Genomic DNA, 21,627 nt, shown 5'->3' with positions numbered 1-21,627 from the left:
CTCGAACAGCACGTTGCGCGTGCGCCGCAAGGGCCGGCGCGCCGCGGCGCCATCCAACGAGACATGGAGACAATACGATGAGCAGCAATCGAGGTGTCGTCTATCTTGGGCCGGGTCAGGTCGAAGTCCAGAAAATCGATTATCCGAAGATGGTCGACCCGAGCGGCCGCGCGATCGGCCACGGCGTGATCCTGAAAGTCGTCAGCACGAACATCTGCGGCTCCGACCAGCACATGGTGCGCGGCCGTACGACCGCGCCGGTCGGCCTCGTGCTCGGTCACGAGATCACCGGCGAAGTGATCGAAGTGGGCCCGGACGTCGAGACGCTGAAGATCGGCGATCTCGTGTCGGTGCCGTTCAACGTCGCGTGCGGGCGCTGCGCGATGTGCAAGGACACGCATACGGGCGTGTGCCTGAACGTGAACCCGTCGCGTGCCGGCGGCGCGTACGGCTACGTCGACATGGGCGGCTGGATCGGCGGCCAGGCCGAGTACGTGCTCGTGCCGTATGCCGATTTCAACCTGCTGAAATTCCCGGATCGCGATCAGGCGATGGCGAAGATCCGCGATCTGACCTGCCTGTCCGACATTCTGCCGACCGGTTATCACGGCGCGGTGAGCGCGGGCGTGAAGCCCGGTTCGACGGTGTACATCGCGGGCGCGGGCCCGGTCGGGATGGCGGCCGCCGCGTCGGCGCGCCTGCTCGGCGCGGCCGTGACGATCGTCGGCGACATGAACGCGGAGCGCCTCGCGCACGCACGGGCGATGGGGTTCGAGACGGTCGACCTGTCGAAGGACGCGTCGCTCGGCGAGCAGATCGCGCAGATCCTCGGCGTGCCGGAGATCGACTGCGCGGTCGATTGCGTCGGCTTCGAGGCGCACGGCCACGGCTCGTCGGGCCATGCGGAGGAAGCGCCCGCGACGGTGCTGAACTCGCTGATGGAAATCACGCGCCCGGCCGGCGCGATCGGCATCCCGGGCCTGTACGTGACGGACGATCCGGGCGCGAAGGACAAGGCCGCGCAGCACGGCAGCCTGAGCATCCGCTTCGGCCTCGGCTGGGCGAAGTCGCATTCGTTCTTCACGGGCCAGACGCCGGTGCTGAAGTACAACCGCAACCTGATGCAGGCGATCCTGTTCGACCGGCTGCCGATCGCGAAGATCGTCAACGTCGAAGTGATTTCGCTCGACCAGGCGCCGGAAGGCTACAAGAAGTTCGACGGCGGCGCGCCGCGCAAATTCGTCATCGACCCGCACGGGTTGCTGGCGGCGTGATGCGCTAGCGTTCGACACGCGCGACACGAAGCGGGCGGTGCCGGAAACGGGCCGCCCGTTTTCGTTGCGGGCGCGAAGGCGGGGGAGGCAATGCGGCGAGCGGACGCGCCCAGATGGCGGCCAGGGTCACGAGCTGCAGTGCATTCATCGACGGACTCCGTTCGGTGGATCGGGCGGCCGGCGTGCGATACGCGCCGGCGCGGGCGAATGATCCATTGAACGTCATGTGTCCGTCGCGACACAAACGAGGTTTTGCGACGGGCGGTTTAGAAAATCGAATCGACGGGCGCGCGGGTCTGGATCGCGCGCTCAGTGGCCGCGATAGAGCTTCGCGATTTCGGCGTTGCTGGCCGCGGCGCGGCGGGCGCGCCCGGTGTGCAGGCCGACGCGGCGGATCGCGCGCGTGCGATGGGCGACGTCGCGGCCGCCTTTCCAGTCGGCCACGCGGACTGCGCCGGTGCGCATGCGCTCGGGCGCGCGCAACGACGGCGCGGCTTGCGCAACCGCCATCCTGCGCGCGGGTTTGCCGGCGAACGGGGCGGCCGGTTGCGGATTGGCCTGTGGCGGATTGGCTGCCACCCGTGTTTCATCGGTCGAATGAAACGGGTAGACGGGGGCCGGCACGACCGGTATCAATGGCTCGTTCGACGCCTGAAGTACGGCTCCGGTCGCGACAGCGGCCGGCGCAGCGGATCCGCGACAAGCGGGATCGGCCTTGCAGGTCTGGTCGACCGTCACGTAGCCGCCGACCAGCAGCACGAGCGTGAGGATGCTCAGGATCGGCGCGCTCGATGCGCGCGGCCGCTGGACAGCCGCGTTGCGCAGCGCGCGGGCGACGCGCGACGACCATGTATGGAACGACCGCGGCGCATGCGCGGCACGCGCGTCGGCCGGCGTGCGGCGAATCGGTTCGAACGGCCAGTTCCACTGACCGCAGACGGGGCAATGCTCGAGCGCGCGGAATGCCACGAAACCGCATTCGCGGCAGCGGCAACACGTCGCGTGCCGCGATTCGGCGCGCGCGTTCAGCACGGCACGCCACGCATCGCGCGCGCGGACACTTCGGTTGGGCAGGACGCGCATGTCAGCGACCGACGGGTGCCATCGTCGGGTGACACATCGGCGGTCGTCTGGATACGGTGTGCATTTGATTCTCCATAACATCGGACGCGTGGAACCCGTTCGTCCGCGGCTGCCTGCCGCTTCATTCTTGGTCGTTCGCGCGTGAAACGCAAGGCGCATGTCGCGCGTCGCGTGCCGCACGTTTCGTGCCGCCCGTCTCATGCTAGCCGCCGTGCCGTTGCCGGGATGCGAGCGTGCCGAGCGTCTCAAGCGCGCGCTCGACGGCCGGTGTCCACGGGCGCCCGTAGTTGAGTCGCATATAGCGGCGGAAGCCGCCGGTGGCGGAAAAGATCGGCCCGGGCGCGATGCTGACGCCGCTTTCCATCGCGTCGTCGAACAGGTGCATCGCGTCCATGTGCGGCGGCAATTCGATCCACAGAAAATACCCGCCGCGCGGTGCGAACACTTCGGTGTCGGCCGGAAAATACGCGCGCACGGCCGAGAGCATCTGCGCCTGGTGCGCGGCGAGATTGCGTCGCAGCTTGCGCAGGAAACGATCGTATGCGCCGTCGCGCAGGTAGCTCGAAATCGCCATCTGCGCCGGTACGTCGGCGGCCGGCGCGCTCGCGCCCTTGGCCTGGCGGATCTGCCGCACGAAGCGGCCGGCCGCGACCCAGCCGATCCGGAACCCGGGCGCGAGACATTTCGAGAACGACCCGCAATGCAGGACGAGCCCGCTGTCGTCGTACAGTTTCGCCGGGCGCGTGGGCGCCGTGCCGAACTGCAGTTCGCCGTACACGTCGTCCTCGATCAGCGGCACGCCGCGCGACGCGAGCAGGTCGATCAGCGCGCGCTTGCGCTCGTCGGTCAGCGTTGCACCGGTCGGGTTGTGGAACGACGTCATGAACCAGCACGCCCGCACCGGATGCGTGTCGAGCGCCTCGGCGAGCGCGTCGAGGTCGAGGCCGGTGCGCGGGTCGACCGGAATTTCGACGGCCTTCAGGTGCAGGCACTGGACGGCCTGCAGCACCGCATGGAATGCCGGCCGTTCGATCGCGACGATGTCGCCCGGGCGCGTCAGCGCCTGCAGGCTGAGCGTCAGCGCTTCGGTCGCCCCCGTCGTGATCACGATTTCCTCCAGCGGCAACGACCCGCCCGCGCTCAGATAGCGCAACGCGATCTGGCGGCGCAGCGCTTCGTTACCGGGCGGCAGGCCCGCGAGCAGTTTCGTGCGGTCCATGTTGCGGGCGGCCGACGCCACGTAACGCCACAGGCTGCTCATCGGGAACAGCGAATAGCTCGCGAATGCCGAGCCGAGCGGCACGATGTCGTCGCACTTGAGCGAGTCGAGCAGGCGGAACAGCGCATCGTCGTCGCCGGTTTGCGCGGCGCCCGGCTTGCGCGGAGGATCGCGGCCGAACCGAACGTGCTTGTCCGAGACGTTCGCAACGAAATAACCCGAGCGCGCCCGCGCGACGATCAGGCCCTCGCTTTCGAGCGCGTAGTACGCGCGAAACACCGTGGACGGGCTGACGCGATACGCGCGGCATGCCGCGCGCACGGTAGGAATGCGCGCACCGGGCGCCAGGTCGCCGCGCCGGATCGCGTCGGCAATCGTCTGCGCCAGCACCGCATAACGCTTCATGCGTGTCCTCCCGGCGTTGGACCCAGATGACAAAGAGTAGTACGGCAGCCGTCACGTGCAAGCGCGCCCTAAATCGCTGATCCGTATGTTTTAAGCGCGCTCTGATCCTTTTCTTTCGTCTGACCAGAAGGCACACTGCCGCAAGTTTTATTCCCGATGTCCGACCGATACGGAATTCACGCTGCCCGACGGCGGATCCGTGACGCCCGCGCGTGCCGCGCGGGTCCTCGTCAGCGGCGTCCCCACCTTACCCGGAAGCATCCAGCGTGAAATCGAAGACCCTCGTCGCCGGCCTCGTGGCCGGCATCGCCCTCAACCTGTTCAGCGGCGTGGCCGCCGCAGCCTGCGTCAACAATCCCGCCGCCCAGCCGAACGCGACGTTTCCCGCCGCGCTGACCGGCAAGCTGGTCTATCACAGCTACGTCAAGTACGGCGACGGCACGAGCCAGCTGTTCCTGTACGATTTCTCGGCCCGCACGCTGACGCAACTCAGCAAGAGCGCGTGGGGCATCACCGATCCGATGAACGGCGTTTTCAGCCCCGACGGCAAGTGGCTCGCGTTCATGGGCATCCGCAACGGCGCATGGAACGTGTTCATGCTGCAGCTCGGCGCCGGCACGCCGCCCGTCGACATGACGAACAGCACGGGCGCCACCCGCAACGAAGACCCGAAGTTCAGCGCGGACGGCAAGACGCTCGTGTTCAAGCAGAACGGCGACGTCAAGCAGGCGACGCTGTCGTACACGAGCGCGGGGCCGGTGTTCACGTCCGTCGTGAGCCTGACGAACGCGCCGGCCGGCGCCGAATACTCGATGCCGTTCCTCGCACCGGACGCGAGCGCCGTGTACTACGCGACGGGCACCGGCTCGAACATGGGGCTGATGAAGCGCACGATCGCGACCGGTGCGACCGCCGTGTTCGATCGTCCGGCCGGGTTGCAGACGTACTACCCGATCGTGCGGGCGGACGGCATGGTGTACTACGCGCGCTGGAAGGACAGCGGCGGAGCCGACCAGATCTATGCGAAGACGGCCGACCCGGCGTCGACGCCGAGTGCGCTGGCGCTCAACGACTGCATGAGCAACAACTCGGATCCGGCGCCTGTCAGTGGTACGAACTATCTGTTTTTCTCGTCGACGACGGCGGGCGGCTATCAGCTCTACGTCGGCGACGTGACGACCGGCCAGCGCTGGAGCCTGTCGCAGTTCGGCGTGAATGCGGACGCGACGAAGGCCAAGCTCGGCGCGAACTACTACGGCGGTCCGTCCGCCAGGCAGTTGACGCTGCTGTCGCAAGGCCGTCCGGCCGCCGCATCGGCGAGCTACGGCGCGTCGCTGACGGCCGACAAGGCGTTCGACGGCAACACGACGAGCACGCGCTGGGATTCGCCGGAAGGCGCGGGCGTCGATCCGCAATGGATCTCCGTCGATCTCGGTGCGACGAAGACGATCAGCAGCATCGATCTGTACTGGGATGCGGGCGCGCTCGTCTATCAGATCCAGACGTCGAACGACAACGCGAACTGGACGACGATCTACTCGACCAACAACGGCGTGTCGTACGGGCACGTGACGTTGCCGAACCTGAACGGGCAGGGGCGTTACGTGCGGATGCTCGGCACGAAGCGGGCGACGCAGTGGGGGTACTCGCTCGATGAAATGCAGGTGTGGGGATCGTAAGCGCAAACGGAAAAGCGGCCTTCGAGGCCGCTTTTTTTTGCTTCAGATAGTCCGTGCTTCACGCATGCAGCAGATGCGTCGGAAACGCCGGCCCGGCCGCCGCCGCACCCTGCGCGAGCGGCGCAACCTGCTTGCGGCGCTCGCGGGTCGGCGCGACGCCGAACGCGTCGCGATAGCTCTTGCTGAAGTGGCATGCCGACTGGAAGCCGCACGCCATCGTGATGTGCATGATCGACATGTCGGTCTGCAGCAGCAGTTCGCGCGCGCGGCGCAGCCGCAGCGTCAGGTAGTAGTGCGTCGGCGTCATCCCGAGATGCTCGCGGAACAGGCGTTGCAACTGCCGCTGCGACATGTTCGCGAGCCGCGCGAGTTCCTCGCGTGACAGCGGCTCCTCGATGTTGTTCTCCATCAGCGAGATCACTTCGAACAGCGACTTGTTCGCCGAGCCGAGGCGGGCGACGAGCGGCATGCGTTGTTGCGCGCTCGTGTCGCGCACGTGTTCGACGATGAACTGCTCGGCGATCTGCGTGACGCGCGCGGTGCCGACGCGCGCGGCGATCAGGTTCAGCATCATGTCGAGCGGCGCGACGCCGCCCGTGCACGTGATGCGATCGCGGTCGATCACGAACAGTTCCTTCAGGAAGCGCGTGTCCGGAAACTCCTCCTTCAGCGCCGACATGTTCTCCCAGTGGATCGCGCACGCGTAGCCCGCGAGCAGCCCCGACTTCGCGAGTGCATAGGTGCCCGTGCACAGGCTGCCGAGCGGCAGCCCCGAGCGCGCGAAGCGGCGCAGCGTCGACAGGTGAGCAGGCGTGGTCGCGCGCTGCACGTCGACGCCGCCGCACACGAACACGATGTCGGGCTGCCCCACGCATTCGGCCGGCCCCGTGTCGACCGTGAGGCCGTTGCTCGCCGTGACCGGGCCGCCGTCCGGGCTGATCACCGACCAGCGGTAGAGCGGCTGGCCGCTCAGATAATTCGCCATCCGAAGCACCTCGATCGCATTGGTGAACGCGATCATCGTGAAGTTCGGTAAAGGCATGAACGCGAAGTGGGACAGCGACGCTGTGCGGTCGGGCGACATGGGGAGCGTTCCTTGAATCTCTAATAGCTTTTGGCCCGGGGCACGAATCGGGCTGCGGTATTGTGTGAGCGAGTGCAACAAGCGTGCCATACGGCTAAACCCTAGCTCCATACGTTGTCTGGGCATCGGGCCGTTGCTGCACTGCACCGTATCCGGGAGAAGCCGCACGCGAACGTGCGGCAAACGCACTGCCGGTGTGCGTGTCCATAGGTGAATCACCGACACCGTTTCTGGCGATCGTCCCGAAAAGCACGACCGGTCACTTGTATAAAACGGACGCGCATGGCGGAAAAGGCAAAGAACGCGTCTAAATTCATCAATCCGCCGAAAATCCGAACGACAAGAATAGAGCCGTCGGCAGCCTTGCACTGGACGCGCGGGAACCCCAGGCACGGCGGCCCTTGAGCTTCGGTTGCAGCCCTTCATTCTTCGTCACGGACGCACTATGTCGAATACCCAGCCTTTCTTCTCGCAGCCCCTTGCCGAGCGCGACGCGCCGGTGCGCAGCGCCATCCTGAAGGAACTCGAGCGTCAGCAGTCGCAGGTCGAGTTGATCGCGTCGGAAAACATCGTGTCGCGCGCCGTGCTCGAGGCGCAGGGCTCGGTGCTGACCAACAAGTATGCGGAAGGCTATCCCGGCAAGCGCTACTACGGCGGCTGCGAATTCGCGGACGAAGTCGAGGCGCTCGCGATCGACCGCGTGAAGCAGATCTTCAACGCCGGCTATGCGAACGTGCAGCCGCACTCGGGCGCGCAGGCGAACGGTTCGGTGATGCTCGCGCTGGCCAAGCCGGGCGACACGGTGCTCGGCATGTCGCTCGACGCGGGCGGCCACCTGACGCACGGCGCGAAGCCGGCGCTGTCGGGCAAGTGGTTCAACGCCGTCCAGTACGGCGTGAATCGCGACACGCTGCGCATCGATTACGACCAGGTCGAGGCGCTCGCCCACGAGCACAAGCCGAGCCTCATCATCGCCGGCTTCTCGGCGTACCCGCGCGCGCTCGACTTCGCGCGCTTTCGCGCGATCGCCGACAGCGTCGGCGCGAAGCTGATGGTCGACATGGCGCACATCGCGGGCGTGATCGCCGCGGGCCGCCATGCGAACCCGGTCGAGCACGCGCACGTCGTCACGTCGACCACGCACAAGACGCTGCGCGGCCCGCGCGGCGGCTTCGTGCTGACCAACGACGAGGAGATCGCGAAGAAGATCAACTCGGCCGTGTTCCCCGGCCTGCAGGGCGGCCCGCTGATGCACGTGATCGCCGGCAAGGCGGTGGCGTTCGGCGAAGTGCTGCATGCGGACTTCAAGACCTACATCGACAACGTGCTCGCGAACGCACAGGCGCTCGGCGAAGTGCTGAAGGCCGGCGGCGTCGATCTCGTCACGGGCGGCACCGACAATCACCTGCTGCTGGTCGACCTGCGCCCGAAGGGCCTGAAGGGCGCGCCGGTCGAGCAGGCGCTGGAACGCGCGGGCATCACCTGCAACAAGAACGGCATCCCGTTCGACACCGAGAAGCCGACCGTCACGTCGGGCATCCGTCTCGGCACGCCGGCGGGCACGACGCGCGGCTTCGGCGTCGCGGAGTTCCGCGAGATCGGCCGCCTGATCCTCGAAGTGTTCGACGCGCTGCGCGCGAACCCGGAAGGCGATCCGGCGACCGAACAGCGCGTGCGCCGCGAGATCTTCGCGCTCTGCGAGCGCTTCCCGATCTATTGATCGACCCCACCAGAACAGTCACACGAGCGAGAGCAGATATGAGCACGCTGCATCAGGACAGCATCATCATCGACGGACTGAACATCTCGAAGTTCGAGAAGCCGGTGTTCGAGGACATGCGAAAGGGCGGCATCACGGCCGCGAACTGCACGGTGTCGGTGTGGGAAAACTTCGCCAAGACCGTCGACAACATCGGCGTGATGAAGAAGAAGATCCGCGACAACGGCGAGCTGCTGACGCTCGTGCGCACGACGGACGACATCTTCCGCGCGAAGAAGGAAGGCAAGACCGGCATCATCCTCGGCTTCCAGAACGCGCATGCGTTCGAGGACAACCTCGGCTACATCGAGGCGTTCGCCGACATGGGCGTGCGCGTCGTGCAGCTTTGCTACAACACGCAGAACCTGGTCGGCACCGGCTGCTACGAGCGCGACGGCGGGCTGTCGGACTTCGGCCGCGAAGTGATCACCGAGATGAACCGCGTCGGCATCATGGTCGACCTGTCGCATGTGGGCGGCAACACGTCGTCGGAAGCGATCGCATTCTCGAAGAAGCCGGTGTGCTATTCGCACTGCCTGCCGTCGGGCCTGAAGGAGCATCCGCGCAACAAGAGCGACGCGCAGCTGAAGGAGATCGCCGATGCGGGCGGCTTCGTCGGCGTGACGATGTTCGCGCCGTTCCTGAAGCGCGGGATCGAAGCGAACATCGACGACTACATCGAGGCGATCGACTACGTCGTGAACCTGATTGGCGAAGACGCGGTGGGCATCGGCACGGACTTCACGCAGGACTATGCGAAGGAGTTCTTCGACATGCTCACGCACGACAAGGGCCGCTATCGCCAACTGACGAACTTCGGCAAGGTGATCAACCCGGAAGGTATCCGCACGATCGGCGAATTCCCGAACCTGACCGCCGCGATGGAGCGCCACGGCTGGAAGGAATCGCGGATCCGCAAGATCATGGGCGAGAACTGGGTGCGCGTGTTCAAGGACGTGTGGGGCGCGTAAGCGCCACGCTCGCCGAACCGCTCCCCGCGTTTCAACATAAAAAAATCGGGACGTGCCCGCGCCTGCCGCGCGGGCACGCGGACGATGTCGCGCCTGCGCACTGAGCCGCGCGGCCAATTTCCTCACGGAGTCACCACGATGCAACCGCAACTGCCGATCAACGTCGATCCCGATACCGGCGTCTGGACCACCGACGCGCTGCCGATGCTGTACGTGCCGCGCCACTTCTTCACGAACAACCACGTCGCCGTCGAGGAAGCGCTCGGCGTCGAAGCGTATGCCGAGATCCTCTACAAGGCCGGCTACAAGTCCGCTTACCACTGGTGCGACAAGGAAGCGAAGCTGCACGGCCTGACCGGCATGGCCGTGTTCGAGCACTACCTGAAGCGCCTGTCGCAACGCGGCTGGGGCCTGTTCTCGATCATCGAGGCCGATCCGGCCAGCGCCCGCGCGAAGATCGAACTGCGCCACTCGTCGTTCGTGCTCCAGCAACCGGGCAAGGAAGGCAAGCTCTGCTACATGTTCGCCGGCTGGTTCGCGGGCGCGATGGACTGGGTCAACGACACGACGCCGGAAGGCAAGAACGCGCCGCGCGCGCAATCGAAGGAAGTGCAGTGCGCGGCCGAGCATCACGACCACTGCGTCTTCGAAGTGTCGCCGCTCGCGCACTGACGCACCGATGCACTGAAACATATAAACACCCGCAACACGAGACATTCGAACGCCAGAGGTCGCCTGCGATGCGTTATCCCCACCTGTTCAAACCCATGCAGCTGAACCAGCTGACGCTGCGCAACCGGATCGTCAGCACGGCGCACGCGGAAGTGTATGCCGAGCCGGGCGGCCTGCCGGGCGACCGCTACATCCGCTACTACGAAGAAAAGGCGAAGGGTGGCGTCGGCCTGGCCATCTGCGGCGGTTCGAGCCCGGTCTCGATCGACAGCCCGCAAGGCTGGTGGAAATCGGTGAACCTGTCGAACGACAAGATCATCGACCCGCTCACGCGCCTGGCCGACACGATGCACAAGCACGGCGCGAAGATCATGATCCAGGCGACGCACATGGGCCGCCGCTCGTCGTTCCACGGCGAGCACTGGCCGCACCTGATGTCGCCGTCGGGCGTGCGCGAGCCCGTGCACCGCGGCAACGCGAAGATCATCGAGATCGAGGAAATCCGCCGCATCATCGGCGATTTCGCGGCGGCCGCGAAGCGCGTGAAGGCGGCCGGCATGGACGGCATCGAAATCTCCGCCGCGCACCAGCACCTGATCGACCAGTTCTGGAGCAAGCGTTCGAACCATCGCACCGACGAATGGGGCGGCAGCCTCGAAAACCGCCTGCGCTTCGGCATCGAAGTGCTGACGGCCGTGCGCGAGGCGGTCGGCAAGGACTTCTGCGTCGGCCTGCGCATGTGCGGCGACGAATTCCACGAGGACGGCCTCGATCACGAAGCGCTGAAGGAAATCGCGCAGGCGATGTCGGAGACGGGCCTGATCGACTACCTGAGCGTGGTCGGCTCGGGCGGCGACACGCACAACACGATCGCGAACTGCATGCCGCCGATGGCGCTGCCGCCGGAGCCGTTCGTGCACCTCGCGGCCGGCATCAAGTCGGTCGTGAAGATCCCGGTGATGCACGCGCAGAGCATCCGCGACGCGGGCCAGGCCGAGCGCCTGCTCGCGAACGGCATGATCGACCTGGTCGGCATGACGCGCGCGCAGATCGCCGATCCGCACATGGTGATCAAGATCCGCGACGGCCGCGAGGACGAAATCAAGCAGTGCGTCGGCGCGAACTACTGCATCGACCGCCAGTACAACGGTCTCGACGTGCTGTGCATCCAGAACGCCGCGACGTCGCGCGAAGCGACGATGCCGCACATCATCGAGAAGTCGCGCGGCCCGAAGCGCAAGGTCGTGGTGGTCGGCGCCGGCCCCGCGGGCCTCGAGGCGGCGCGCGTCGCGAAGCTGCGCGGCCACGACGTCGTGCTGTTCGAGAAGAACGCGGAAGTGGGCGGCCAGGTGATGATCGCCGCGAAGGCGCCGCAGCGCGAGCAGATGTCGGGGATCATCCGCTGGTTCGACATGGAAACGAAGCGTCTGGGCGTCGACCGGCGTCTCGGCGTCGCCGCCGACGAGAAGACGATCATGGCCGAGAAGCCGGACATCGTCGTGCTCGCGACGGGCGGCTCGAGCTTCACGTGGCAGGTGCCGGCGTGGGGCGTGGCCGAAGGGCTCGCCGTCAGCTCGTGGGACATCCTGACCGGCAAGGTCGAGCCGAAGCAGAACGTGCTGCTGTTCGACGGCGTGAGCACGCATGCGGGCGCGGGCGTGGCCGATTTCATGGCGAGCCGCGGTTCGAAGGTCGAGGTCGTCACGCCGGACGTGAAGGTGGCCGACGACTGCGGCGGCACGACGTTCCCGATCTTCTATCGCCGGCTGTACGCATTCGGCGTGATTCCGACGCCGAACACGATGCTCGATCGCGTCTATGAAGAGAACGGCAAGATGATCGCCGTGCTGCGCAACGAGTACACGGAAGAGCTGGAAGAGCGCGCGGTCGACCAGGTGGTGATCGAGAACGGTTCGTCGCCGAACGACGAACTGTACTGGAAGCTCAAGCCGGAGTCGGTGAACCGCGGCCAGATCGATCCGCACACGCTGTTCGCGGCCGAGCCGCAGCCGTGCCTGTCGGAAGAACTCGGCAACGGCCGTTTCCTGCTGTTCCGTGTCGGCGACTGCATTTCGATGCACAACGTCCACGGGGCCATCTACGACTCGCTGCGTCTCGTGAAGGATTTCTGAAAGATGAACCCGTCCTTCCTCATTACCGCCCTGTTGTGGCTGTCGGTGGCGGGGCTCGCGTTCGCGGTCGCGAAGCGCTCGTCTTACTGGCGTCTGGGCCGCGCCACGGCGCCGGGCGCGTTCGGCGTCGCGAACCTGTTCGCGATTCCGAAGCGTTATTTCGTCGACCTGCACCACGTGGTCGCCCGCGATCCGTACATCGCGAAGACCCACGTCGCGACCGCCGGCGGCGCGATCGGCGCGCTCGCGCTGGTGTTCGTCAACTACGGCCTCGCGATCTACTCGCCGTGGCTCGACAAGCTGATCTTCCTCGCGGCGCTCGCGATGCTGGTCGGTGCGGTGTTCGTGTGGCGTCGACGCGCGGCGAAGGACGTGCCGGCGCGCCTGTCGCGCGGCCCGTGGAATACGCTGCCCTGGCTGCTCGGTTCGTTCGCGCTCGGGCTCGTGCTGTTCATGCTGGTGCCGACCGGCGCGATGTCGGGTGCGTTCGCGGTGCTCTGCGCGCTGCTGATCGGCATCGGTGCGTTCACGATGACGATCGGCGCCGCGAAGGGCGGCCCGATGAAGCATGCGATCGCCGGCCTGCTGCACCTCGCGTTCCACCCGCGCCAGGAGCGTTTCGCCGCGACGCGCGAATCGTTCACCGGCAACGGCACGGCCACGCCGCCGACCGCGCTGAAGCTGCCGGACATCGAGCATCAGGAGTACGGCGTCGCGAAGCCGGTCGAATTCCGCTGGAACCAGTTGCTGAGCTTCGACGCCTGCGTGCAGTGCGGCAAGTGCGAAGCCGCGTGCCCCGCGTTCGCGTCGGGCCAGCCGCTCAATCCGAAGAAACTGATCCAGGATCTCGTGGTCGGGATGGCCGGCGGCACCGATGCGGCGTACGCGGGCAGCCCGTCGCCGGGCATCCCGGTCGGCCAGCATCGCGGCGAGCCGAACGGCCCGATCGTGTCGGGCCTGATCGAGGAGCAGACGCTGTGGTCGTGCACGACCTGCCGCGCGTGCGTGCAGGAGTGCCCGATGCTGATCGAGCACGTCGACGCGATCGTCGACATGCGCCGCAACCGCACGCTCGTGCACGGCACGGTGCCGGGCAAGGGCCAGGAAGTGCTCGCGAACCTGCGCGAGACGGGCACGATGGGCGGCTACGACACCGCCGCACGTTACGACTGGTCGGTGGACCTGAGCGCGCCCGTCGCGCAACCCGGCAAGCCGGTCGACGTGCTGTTCGTCGCGGGCGAAGGCGCGTTCGACATGCGCTATCAGCGTACGCTGCGCGCGTTCGTGAAGGTGCTGAACAAGGCGGGCGTCGACTACGCCGTGCTCGGCCCGACCGAGACCGACACGGGCGACGTCGCCCGCCGGCTCGGCGACGAAGCGACGTTCCAGCAGATGGCGAAGCGCCTGATCGGCACGCTCGGCACGCTGTCGTACAAGCAGATCGTGACGGCCGACCCGCACGTGATGCACAGCCTGCGCAACGAATACCGTGCGCTCGGGCTGCGCGTGACGGTCAAGCATCACACGACCTATCTCGCCGAACTGGCCGACAGCGGCAAGATCGCGCCGAAGGCCGTCGAGGCGCTGCAGGAGAAACGCACGACCTATCACGACCCGTGCTACCTCGGCCGCTACAACGGCGAGACCGAAGCGCCGCGCAAGCTGCTGAAGACGATCGGCATCCAGGTCGTCGAGATGGAGCGCAACGGCATGCGCGGCCGCTGCTGCGGCGGTGGCGGCGGAGCGCCGCTGACCGACATCCCGGGCAAGCAGCGCATCCCGGACATCCGCATCGCCGACGCGCGCACGATCGGCGCGGACGTGGTCGCGGTTGCGTGCCCGAACTGCACGGCCATGCTCGAAGGCGTCGTGGGCCCGCGCCCCGACGTGCTCGACGTCGCCGAACTCGTCGCCGCCTCGCTGGAGTGAATCGATGAATACGATCAAACGAATCGATCCGCGCCGGCCGTTCGTCATCACGGCCGCCGGCCTGAAGCGCATCACGCTCGGCGAGGAAGGCAGCGCCGATGCGAACGCCGCGCAGTGGTCCGCGCACGGTCATGGCGCCGCGGCCGCGAAGCCGCGCCGCGCGCTGCAGGACCCGAAGCACGTGATGCTGGTGGTCGCGCATAGCGAACGCGGCGCGCTCGACGACCATTCGCGGCAGGCGATCGCCGCCGCGGCCGTGCTCGCCGATGCGCAAACCGAAGTCGCGCTGCTCGCGTTCGGCGAACTGAAGGACGACGTGGCCGAACTCGGCGTCGACAAGCTGCTCGAGCTGGCCGGCTTCGAACGCCGCGCGTTCGATCCCGAAAGCGAATTGCAAGCATTGCAGGCCTGCGTGGCCGCGCTCGCGCCGAAACACGTGTTCGTGCCCGACAACGCGACGGGCGACGGCGATCTCGGCCGGCGTTACGCGGCGGCCGCCGGCGCGAGCGTCGCGACTCACGTCGTCGAAATCGACGCGAAGCATGTCGGTGCGTATGCCCAGGCGGGACGTGCGTTCGCCACCCGCGCGCTGCCCGACGTGATCCTGCTCGCGCAGAACGCGGTCGAAGCGAAGCTGCCGTTCGTCGGCGCGGGCGAACGCGTCGCCGCCGATTTCATCCGCCCGGCGCGCGATGCCGCGCAGCCGTACCGCGATCTCGGTCTCGACGAAATCGACGCGGCCCAGGTCGCGCTCGAGGAAGCCGATTTCATCGTGTCGGCCGGCAACGGCGTGTCCGACATCGGCGCGTTCGAGCGGCTGGCCGGCGTGTTCGGCGCGGCGATCGGCGCGAGCCGCGTCGCGGTCGACAACGGCCACTTCACGCGCGACAAGCAGGTCGGCGCGACCGGCAAGACGGTCGAGGCGAGCGTGTACATCGCGTTCGGCATCTCCGGCGCGGTGCAGCACCTGCAGGGGATCAAGGACTGCCGCCACGTGATCGCGGTGAACCTCGACGGCAGCGCGCCGATCGCGAAGCGCGCGAACCTGACGGTGGTCGGCGACGCGCAGGCGACGATCGCCGCGCTGATCGAACAGGTCCAGGCCGCGCGGGCCGCGCGCGGCGAATCGCCGGCCGCCGTCGGTACCCGTGAACCCGAAGGAGTCGCCGCATGAACGCCCCTCGCCCCTTGCAACGCATCGCGGTGCTCGTGTCCGTCGGCCGGCACCCGGTCAGCGGCGTCGCGCGCTACAGCCGCAACGATGCGGCCGCGCTCGAAACCGGCCGCCGGCTCGCGGACAAGCATCGCGCGACGCTCGACGTGATCCATGCAGGCGACCCCGCGAATGCGGCGCTTGCCGACTATCTGGCGCTCGGTGCGCGGGAGGTCGAAGTGCTGGCCTGCCGCGACGGCGACGACGCCGTGCACGCACTCGCCGCGCGTGTCGACGGCTACGACCTCGTGCTGACCGGCACGCGCGCCGAGGGCGCGTACGACACCGGGATGCTGCCGTACCGTGTCGCCGCGGCGCTCGGCTATCCGCTCGTCGGCTCGGCCGTCGACGTGACGGTCGAAGGCGGTCGCGCAGCGGTTCGGCAATTTTTGCCGAAAGGGCTGCGGCGGCGTGTCGACGCGGCGCTGCCGGCCGTCGTCGCCGTGCATCCGCTCGCCGGCGTCGAGCCGCGCTATGCGTATGCGCGGCTGCGCGCCGGCGCGATTCGGCCCGCGCTCGCGGCGCCCGGTGCGGACGCCGACGCGGCCGCGTGGACGGTCGGCCCGGTCGAGCGTAAGCCCGTCAAGCTGGTCGCCGCCGAGAAGCGCTCCGGGCATGCCCGGATGCTGTCCGCGACGACGACCGAAAGCCGCGGCGGCAACGTCGTAAATGAAGGGAGTTCGGTCGAAAAAGCACAAGTGATCCTCGCGTATTTGCGCGAGCATCAGCTCATCGACTACTGATTTTGATGCCTGTCGGCAAGAACCCAGGGATGCAAGGAATCCGGAGCAAACGATGAAAGTATCGGCAGACATTCGTGCATTGATCGAGCGGCGCAAGGAAGGGCACAGCCTCGACGCACCGTTCTACACGAGCGAGGACATCTTCGCGCTCGACATGGAGGCGATTTTCCGCCAGCACTGGATCCAGGTGGCGATCGAACCGGACATTCCCGAGCCGGGCGATTACGTGACCGTGCAGTTGGGCAGCGATTCGATCCTGATCGTGCGCGACGACGACATGGCGATCCGCGCGTTCCACAACGTGTGCCGTCACCGCGGCGCGCGCCTGTGCAACGAGGACAAGGGCTCGGTCGGCAACATCGTGTGCCCGTACCACAGCTGGACCTACAACCTGACGGGCCAACTGATGTTCGCCGAGCACATGGGCGAGAAGTTCGACCGGTGCAAGCACAGCCTGAAGTCGGTGCACGTCGAGAACCTCGCGGGCCTGATCTTCATCTGCCTCGCCGACGAGCCGCCGGTCGATTTCGCGCAGATGCGGGCCGAGATGGAGCCGTACCTGCTGCCGCACGATCTGCCGAACACGAAGATCGCCGCGCAGATCGACATCATCGAGGAAGGCAACTGGAAGCTCACGATGGAGAACAACCGCGAGTGCTATCACTGCGTCGCGAACCATCCGGAGCTGACGATCTCGCTGTACGAATACGGCTTCGGCTACCAGCGCTCCGACGCGAACGCCGAAGGCATGGACGCATTCGCCGAAACCTGCGTGCGGCGCGGCAAGGAGTGGGCCGAGATGGGCCTGCCGTCCGCCGAAATCGAAAAGCTGCTCGACGTGACGGGTTTCCGCACGCAACGCCTGCCGCTGGACCGCGACGGCGAATCGCAGACGCTCGACGCGAAGGTCGCGTCGAAGAAGTTGCTCGGCGGTTTCGACAGGGCCGATCTCGGCGGGCTGTCGTTCTGGACCCAGCCGAATTCGTGGCACCACTTCATGAGCGATCACATCGTGACGTTCTCGGTGATTCCGCTGTCGGCCGGCAAGACGCTCGTGCGCACGAAGTGGCTCGTGCACAAGGACGCGAAGGAAGGCATCGACTACGACGTGAAGAACCTCACGGCCGTGTGGAACGCGACCAACGACCAGGATCGCGCGCTCGTCGAATTCTCGCAGCGCGGCGCGAACAGCAGCGCGTACGAGCCGGGCCCGTATTCGCCGTACACGGAAGGTCTCGTCGAAAAATTCTCGGCCTGGTACATCGGCCGGCTCGCCGAAAAAACCGGCGCGTAGTCAGCAGACAGCAAGCGGAGTTACACATGATGCGAGATGCGGCCAATTTCGAGCCGGCGGACAGCCGGGTGACGCACCCGGCCTTCTGGAACGCGCTGCCCGAGCGCTGGACGAGCGACGTCGAGGAAACGCTGGTGTGCTGCCACGTGCGGCAGGAAACCCACGACGTGAAGAGCTTCTTCTTCCGTTCGCCGCAGGGCCGCACGTTCTCGTTCGAGCCCGGGCAGTTCATCACGCTCGAGCTCGACATCGACGGCGAGACGATCAACCGCTGCTACACGATTTCGTCGTCGCCGGCGCGGCCGCACACGATCTCGATCACGGTGAAGCGCGTGCCGGGCGGCAAGGTGTCGAACTGGCTGCACGACAACCTGCAGCCGGGCGCGTCGGTGCGCGTGCTCGGCCCGGCCGGCGAATTCACGTGCGCGCGGCATCCGGCGCGCAAGTACCTGTTCCTGTCGGCCGGCTCGGGCATCACGCCGCTGATGTCGATGAGCCGCGCGCACCACGATCTCGCGGAAGATCGCGACATCCTGTTCGTGCACAGCGCACGCACGCCGGACGACATCATCTTCGCGCGCGAGCTCGATCTGATCGCGTCGAACCACACGAATTTCCGCACGTCGTTCGTCGTCGAGCGCGTCGGCGCGCGCACCAACTGGCCGGGCGTCACGGGCTTCCTGACGCTGCCGCTGCTGAAGCTGATCGCGCCGGATTTCATGGAACGCGAGATCTTCACGTGCGGCCCCGCGCCCTACATGAAGGCCGTGCGCGACCTGCTCGACGAAGCCGGCTTCGATCGCAAGCAATATCACGAGGAAAGCTTCTCGTTCGAGACGCTCGCGCAGACGGCGAGCGACGAGCTGCTCGCCGATCTCGCGCCGCCGGTCGAAGGCGGCGACGCCGGCACGAAGCAGTACACGGTCAGCTTCGCGAAGAGCAACCGCGAGATCTCGTGCGGCTCGGAGCAGCACGTGCTCGACGCGGCGCGCCAGTCGGGCGTGCGGCTGCCGGCATCGTGCACGCAGGGCATGTGCGGCACCTGCAAGGTGAAGCTGGTGTCGGGGCAGGTCGACATGAAGCACAACGGCGGCATCCGCCAGCGCGAGATCGATCAGGGGATGGTGCTGCTGTGCTGCAGCAAGCCGCTGTCGGATCTCGTGATCGACAAGTAGTCGAAACTCGCCGTCGGCTGTCCGGGTGCGTCGCATCCGGACAAGCATCCGTCGGAAAACAACGATACCGCGGATTTGTGGTTGAAGAACCTAGAGAGACAACGCGCACGGTGCGCAGACCAAGGAGATCGACCATGAAGCTGTTCGGAAAACTGTTGTGGACCGGCGCCCTGTCGGCGATGGTGGCATTGAGCGCATCGGCGCTCGCCGATACGAAGCCGACGCTGAAAATCGGCTACGTCGAAGGCTGGGACGACAGCGTCGCGACGTCGAACGTCGCGGCCCGCGTCATCGAGAAGAAGCTCGGCTACGAGGTGAAGCTCGTGCCGGTGGCGGCCGGGATCATGTGGCAGGGCGTCGCGCGCGGCGATCTCGATGCGACGCTGTCCGCGTGGCTGCCGGTCACGCACGGCTCGTACTGGGACGAGTACAAGGCCAAGGTCGTCGACCTCGGCGCGAATTTTCCCGATGCGAAGATCGGCCTGATCGTGCCCGCGTACGTGAAGGCGAAGAGCATCGACGACCTCAATGCGGAGAAGGGCAGCTTCGGCGGCCGGATCGTCGGCATCGATGCGGGCGCCGGCGTGATGCGCAAGACCGACGACGCGATCAAGAGCTACGGGCTGAACTACACGCTGATGCCGAGCTCGGGCAGCGCGATGACGGCCGAGCTGTCGCGTTCGGTCAATGCGAACAAGCCGGTCATCGTGACGGGCTGGGCGCCGCACTGGATGTTCGCGAAGTGGAAGCTGCGCTTCCTCGAGGATCCGAAGAAGGTGTTCGGCGGCGCCGAGCACGTCGACAGCGTCGTGAATCCGGGACTCGAAACCAAGGCGAAGCCGGTCGTCGCGTTCCTGAAGAAATTCCAGTGGAAGCCGGGTGAAATCGACAGCGTGATGCTCGCGATCCAGAACGGCTCGAAGCCGGAAGCGGCCGCGGATGCGTGGATTGCGGCGCATGCCGACCGCGTGAATTCGTGGACGGAAGGCGCACAGTAAGCATTCCGATATATGTCGCACCAATCGTCATAAAAAACACGCCGGGAATGGCACGCAGGAATCCGAAATAATCAGGATGTCATGCGGCCATATCCCGGAATTCTTTTGCGGATTCTGCAAAAAGGCGCGTAAGTTGTTACACTAGCGCCCTTGCGTGGAGTCATCACAGCTTTGCATGGGACCAGAGTAAGCGCCAAAGCGCTGACACTGATCGACAGGAGGAATTGGATGAGTCAAGCAGGACTGCGTGCGAATCGCACCAGTGATGTCGAGGCAACCATCTCACATGATTCGACGGGCCACACGCTGCATCGTGGCCTGACCTGGAAAGACGCTTTTTGGGTAACGAGCGGCGTGCCGGCAGGCGTGCTGTTCACGATCGGCGGCGTATGCGCGACGATCGGCCAGCCCGCGTGGGCGATCTGGATCGCCGCGATCACGATGGGCCTGATTCAAAGCGCGACTTATGCGGAAATCTCGGGGCTATTTCCTCATAAATCGGGCGGCGCGTCCGTGTACGGCGCGATCGGCTGGGTTCGCTACAGCAAACTGATTGCCCCGGTTTCCGTTTGGTGCAACTGGCTCGCGTGGTCGCCGATGCTCGCGCTCGGCTGCGGGCTCGCGGCGAGCTATGCGCTCACGAGTCTCTTTCCCGCCGATGCGGCGGTCCTGCACTGGCAGCTCAAGGTTGCGGATCTCGGTTTCATCAAGCCCGGTCTGTCATTGCGGATCAACGCGACGTTCATCATCGCGACGATTCTGCTTCTCATCACGTTCAAGCTTCAGCACAGCGGTGCGTCGAAGGCTGCACGCACGCAGCGCATTCTCGGCATTGCATCGCTCACCCCGCTCCTGATCGTCGGCATCGTGCCGTTCGTCACCGGCGACGTGCCGATGTCGAACCTGCTGCCGCTGTTGCCGCTCGGTCACGATGCACAAGGCAACCTCACGGCCGCGTCCTTCGGCTCGTGGAACGGGCAGGGCGTGACGATGGCGCTTGGCGCGATGTTCATGGCCGGGTGGGCGTCGTACGGTTTCGAGACGGCCGTCTGCTATACGCGCGAATTCCGCGATCCGCGGCGCGATACCGCCAAGGCGATCTTCTGGTCGGGCGCGTTGTGCCTGGTCGTGATGACGCTCGTGCCGATGGCGTTCCAGGGCGCGCTCGGCACGCAGGCGATGCTCGATCCGGCGATCGGCGACGGCACCGGCGTCGCGGCGGCGATGGCGAAGATCGTCGGCGGCGGCGCGTGGGTCGCGAATGCGGTCGTCGTGATGCTGATGCTGTCGATCCTGCTGATCGTGATGACGTCGATGATGGGCTCGTCGCGCACGCTGTACCAGGCATCGGTCGACGGCTGGCTGCCGAAGTATCTGTCGCACGTGAACGAGCACGGCTCGCCCACCCGCGCGATGTGGACCGACCTCGGCTTCAACCTCGTGCTGCTGATGATGTCGGACTACATGACGGTGCTGTCGATCTCGAACGTCTGCTACATGTTGTTCGTATTCCTGAACCTTCAGTCGGGCTGGATCCACCGGATGGATCGCGGCAACTGGGATCGGCCGTTCCGCTGCCCGACGTGGCTGCTCGTCGGCGGCGTGATCTGCGGCTATGCGAACCTCGTCTACGTCGGCGCGGGTGCGAACCTGCAAGGCGAAGGCACGCTGCGCAACGGGTTGATCGCGATGCTGCTGATCGTGCCGGTGTTCCTCTATCGCCACTACTGGCAGGATCGCGGCCGCTTTCCCGCGCAGATGCAGCGCGACATGGAACTCGAAGTGCCGAAGCGCGCGCCGTGGCTGAGCTTGATGCCGTATGTGGCGCTGATCGGTGCTGCGCTGACGATCTGGTTGTCGTATTACTTCGCGTGGGTGAAGTGACGCGTTAATGCGTGCGTGTCGCAGCACGTGATGGCTTCGTAGAGCATACGCGGGGCCGTCGCGTGAAGCGCCGTCGCAACACGACGACAAAAGAGGCCCGACCGGTTTACCGG

At 66.3% G+C, this 21,627-nt stretch carries 16 protein-coding genes; 13 read left to right on the top strand and 3 right to left on the bottom strand.

Translation table 11 applies throughout. The annotated features are described in order from the left end of the window. Positions 1–77: 77 nt before the first annotated feature. Positions 78–1,274: a formaldehyde dehydrogenase, glutathione-independent gene (gene fdhA / locus WS95_RS08885; protein ID WP_034204255.1), complete on the top strand. Its 1,197-nt coding sequence runs from the start codon at positions 78–80 to the stop codon at positions 1,272–1,274. 309 nt (positions 1,275–1,583) lie between these two features. Here fdhA and WS95_RS08880 read toward each other — a convergent pair whose 3' ends face one another. Both WS95_RS08880 and WS95_RS08875 read right to left on the bottom strand, forming a co-directional pair. Then, positions 1,584–2,357: a hypothetical protein gene (locus WS95_RS08880; protein ID WP_059823341.1), complete on the bottom strand. Its 774-nt coding sequence runs from the start codon at positions 2,355–2,357 to the stop codon at positions 1,584–1,586. A 202-nt stretch (positions 2,358–2,559) separates the two neighbouring features. After that, a complete protein-coding gene (locus WS95_RS08875) occupies positions 2,560–3,981 on the bottom strand; it encodes an aminotransferase-like domain-containing protein (RefSeq protein WP_059823339.1) in 1,422 nt (473 codons plus the stop codon). Between the two features lie 266 nt (positions 3,982–4,247). Between WS95_RS08875 and WS95_RS08870 the strand changes: the two genes are divergently transcribed. After that, positions 4,248–5,660, top strand: coding sequence for a discoidin domain-containing protein (locus WS95_RS08870; protein ID WP_059823337.1), 1,413 nt, complete (start codon positions 4,248–4,250; stop codon positions 5,658–5,660). 58 nt (positions 5,661–5,718) lie between these two features. Here WS95_RS08870 and WS95_RS08865 read toward each other — a convergent pair whose 3' ends face one another. After that, complete coding sequence (locus tag WS95_RS08865) at positions 5,719–6,834, bottom strand: GlxA family transcriptional regulator (protein ID WP_080747627.1); 1,116 nt, start codon at positions 6,832–6,834, stop codon at positions 5,719–5,721. Positions 6,835–7,189: 355 nt separating this feature from the next. Here WS95_RS08865 and WS95_RS08860 point away from each other — a divergent pair, with 355 nt between their 5' ends. From WS95_RS08860 to WS95_RS08810, 11 genes are all read left to right on the top strand, one after another. Beyond that, positions 7,190–8,464, top strand: coding sequence for a serine hydroxymethyltransferase (locus WS95_RS08860; protein WP_059502295.1), 1,275 nt, complete (start codon positions 7,190–7,192; stop codon positions 8,462–8,464). Between the two features lie 38 nt (positions 8,465–8,502). Continuing rightward, positions 8,503–9,474, top strand: coding sequence for a dipeptidase (locus WS95_RS08855; protein ID WP_034204261.1), 972 nt, complete (start codon positions 8,503–8,505; stop codon positions 9,472–9,474). A gap of 138 nt (positions 9,475–9,612) precedes the next feature. Continuing rightward, on the top strand, positions 9,613–10,146 hold the full coding sequence (locus WS95_RS08850; protein ID WP_034204262.1) for a DUF5943 domain-containing protein: 534 nt from the start codon (positions 9,613–9,615) through the stop codon (positions 10,144–10,146). A gap of 68 nt (positions 10,147–10,214) precedes the next feature. Further along, positions 10,215–12,278 carry an NADH:flavin oxidoreductase gene (locus tag WS95_RS08845; protein WP_059786195.1) on the top strand — a complete coding sequence of 688 codons (2,064 nt, stop codon included), beginning with the start codon at positions 10,215–10,217 and terminating at the stop codon, positions 12,276–12,278. A 3-nt stretch (positions 12,279–12,281) separates the two neighbouring features. Further along, complete coding sequence (locus tag WS95_RS08840; protein ID WP_034204264.1) at positions 12,282–14,207, top strand: (Fe-S)-binding protein; 1,926 nt, start codon at positions 12,282–12,284, stop codon at positions 14,205–14,207. Positions 14,208–14,211: 4 nt separating this feature from the next. Continuing rightward, positions 14,212–15,381, top strand: a complete 1,170-nt coding sequence (locus WS95_RS08835; protein ID WP_034204265.1) for an electron transfer flavoprotein subunit alpha/FixB family protein — start codon at positions 14,212–14,214, stop codon at positions 15,379–15,381. Further along, entirely contained in the window at positions 15,378–16,163 is a 786-nt protein-coding gene (locus tag WS95_RS08830) for a drug:proton antiporter (RefSeq protein ID WP_059823335.1), read from the top strand. Before WS95_RS08835 ends, WS95_RS08830 begins: the two co-directional genes overlap by 4 nt. A gap of 52 nt (positions 16,164–16,215) precedes the next feature. Further along, complete coding sequence (locus WS95_RS08825) at positions 16,216–17,457, top strand: aromatic ring-hydroxylating oxygenase subunit alpha (RefSeq protein ID WP_034204267.1); 1,242 nt, start codon at positions 16,216–16,218, stop codon at positions 17,455–17,457. A gap of 26 nt (positions 17,458–17,483) precedes the next feature. Further along, on the top strand, positions 17,484–18,632 hold the full coding sequence (locus WS95_RS08820) for a hybrid-cluster NAD(P)-dependent oxidoreductase (RefSeq protein WP_034204268.1): 1,149 nt from the start codon (positions 17,484–17,486) through the stop codon (positions 18,630–18,632). A gap of 134 nt (positions 18,633–18,766) precedes the next feature. Then, a complete protein-coding gene (locus WS95_RS08815; protein WP_059823334.1) occupies positions 18,767–19,630 on the top strand; it encodes a glycine betaine ABC transporter substrate-binding protein in 864 nt (287 codons plus the stop codon). 228 nt (positions 19,631–19,858) lie between these two features. Then, positions 19,859–21,514 carry an APC family permease gene (locus tag WS95_RS08810; protein ID WP_059823332.1) on the top strand — a complete coding sequence of 552 codons (1,656 nt, stop codon included), beginning with the start codon at positions 19,859–19,861 and terminating at the stop codon, positions 21,512–21,514. The last annotated feature ends 113 nt before the right edge of the window (positions 21,515–21,627 follow it).

The organism is Burkholderia sp. MSMB1826, assembly GCF_001526325.1.
Classification (GTDB): Bacteria; Pseudomonadota; Gammaproteobacteria; order Burkholderiales; family Burkholderiaceae; genus Burkholderia.
This window is presented reverse-complemented; position numbering and strand designations above follow the sequence as displayed.

Bases quoted from the DNA above. Each gene is read 5' to 3' on its own strand.
- fdhA (WP_034204255.1), top strand. From the start codon at position 78: ATGAGCAGCAATCGAGGTGTCGTCTATCTTGGGCCGGGTCAGGTCGAA.
- WS95_RS08880 (WP_059823341.1), bottom strand. From the start codon at position 2,357: ATGCGCGTCCTGCCCAACCGAAGTGTCCGCGCGCGCGATGCGTGGCGT.
- WS95_RS08875 (WP_059823339.1), bottom strand. From the start codon at position 3,981: ATGAAGCGTTATGCGGTGCTGGCGCAGACGATTGCCGACGCGATCCGG.
- WS95_RS08865 (WP_080747627.1), bottom strand. From the start codon at position 6,834: ATGGCACGCTTGTTGCACTCGCTCACACAATACCGCAGCCCGATTCGT.
- WS95_RS08860 (WP_059502295.1), top strand. From the start codon at position 7,190: ATGTCGAATACCCAGCCTTTCTTCTCGCAGCCCCTTGCCGAGCGCGAC.
- WS95_RS08855 (WP_034204261.1), top strand. From the start codon at position 8,503: ATGAGCACGCTGCATCAGGACAGCATCATCATCGACGGACTGAACATC.
- WS95_RS08850 (WP_034204262.1), top strand. From the start codon at position 9,613: ATGCAACCGCAACTGCCGATCAACGTCGATCCCGATACCGGCGTCTGG.
- WS95_RS08845 (WP_059786195.1), top strand. From the start codon at position 10,215: ATGCGTTATCCCCACCTGTTCAAACCCATGCAGCTGAACCAGCTGACG.
- WS95_RS08840 (WP_034204264.1), top strand. From the start codon at position 12,282: ATGAACCCGTCCTTCCTCATTACCGCCCTGTTGTGGCTGTCGGTGGCG.
- WS95_RS08835 (WP_034204265.1), top strand. From the start codon at position 14,212: ATGAATACGATCAAACGAATCGATCCGCGCCGGCCGTTCGTCATCACG.
- WS95_RS08830 (WP_059823335.1), top strand. From the start codon at position 15,378: ATGAACGCCCCTCGCCCCTTGCAACGCATCGCGGTGCTCGTGTCCGTC.
- WS95_RS08825 (WP_034204267.1), top strand. From the start codon at position 16,216: ATGAAAGTATCGGCAGACATTCGTGCATTGATCGAGCGGCGCAAGGAA.
- WS95_RS08820 (WP_034204268.1), top strand. From the start codon at position 17,484: ATGATGCGAGATGCGGCCAATTTCGAGCCGGCGGACAGCCGGGTGACG.
- WS95_RS08815 (WP_059823334.1), top strand. From the start codon at position 18,767: ATGAAGCTGTTCGGAAAACTGTTGTGGACCGGCGCCCTGTCGGCGATG.
- WS95_RS08810 (WP_059823332.1), top strand. From the start codon at position 19,859: ATGAGTCAAGCAGGACTGCGTGCGAATCGCACCAGTGATGTCGAGGCA.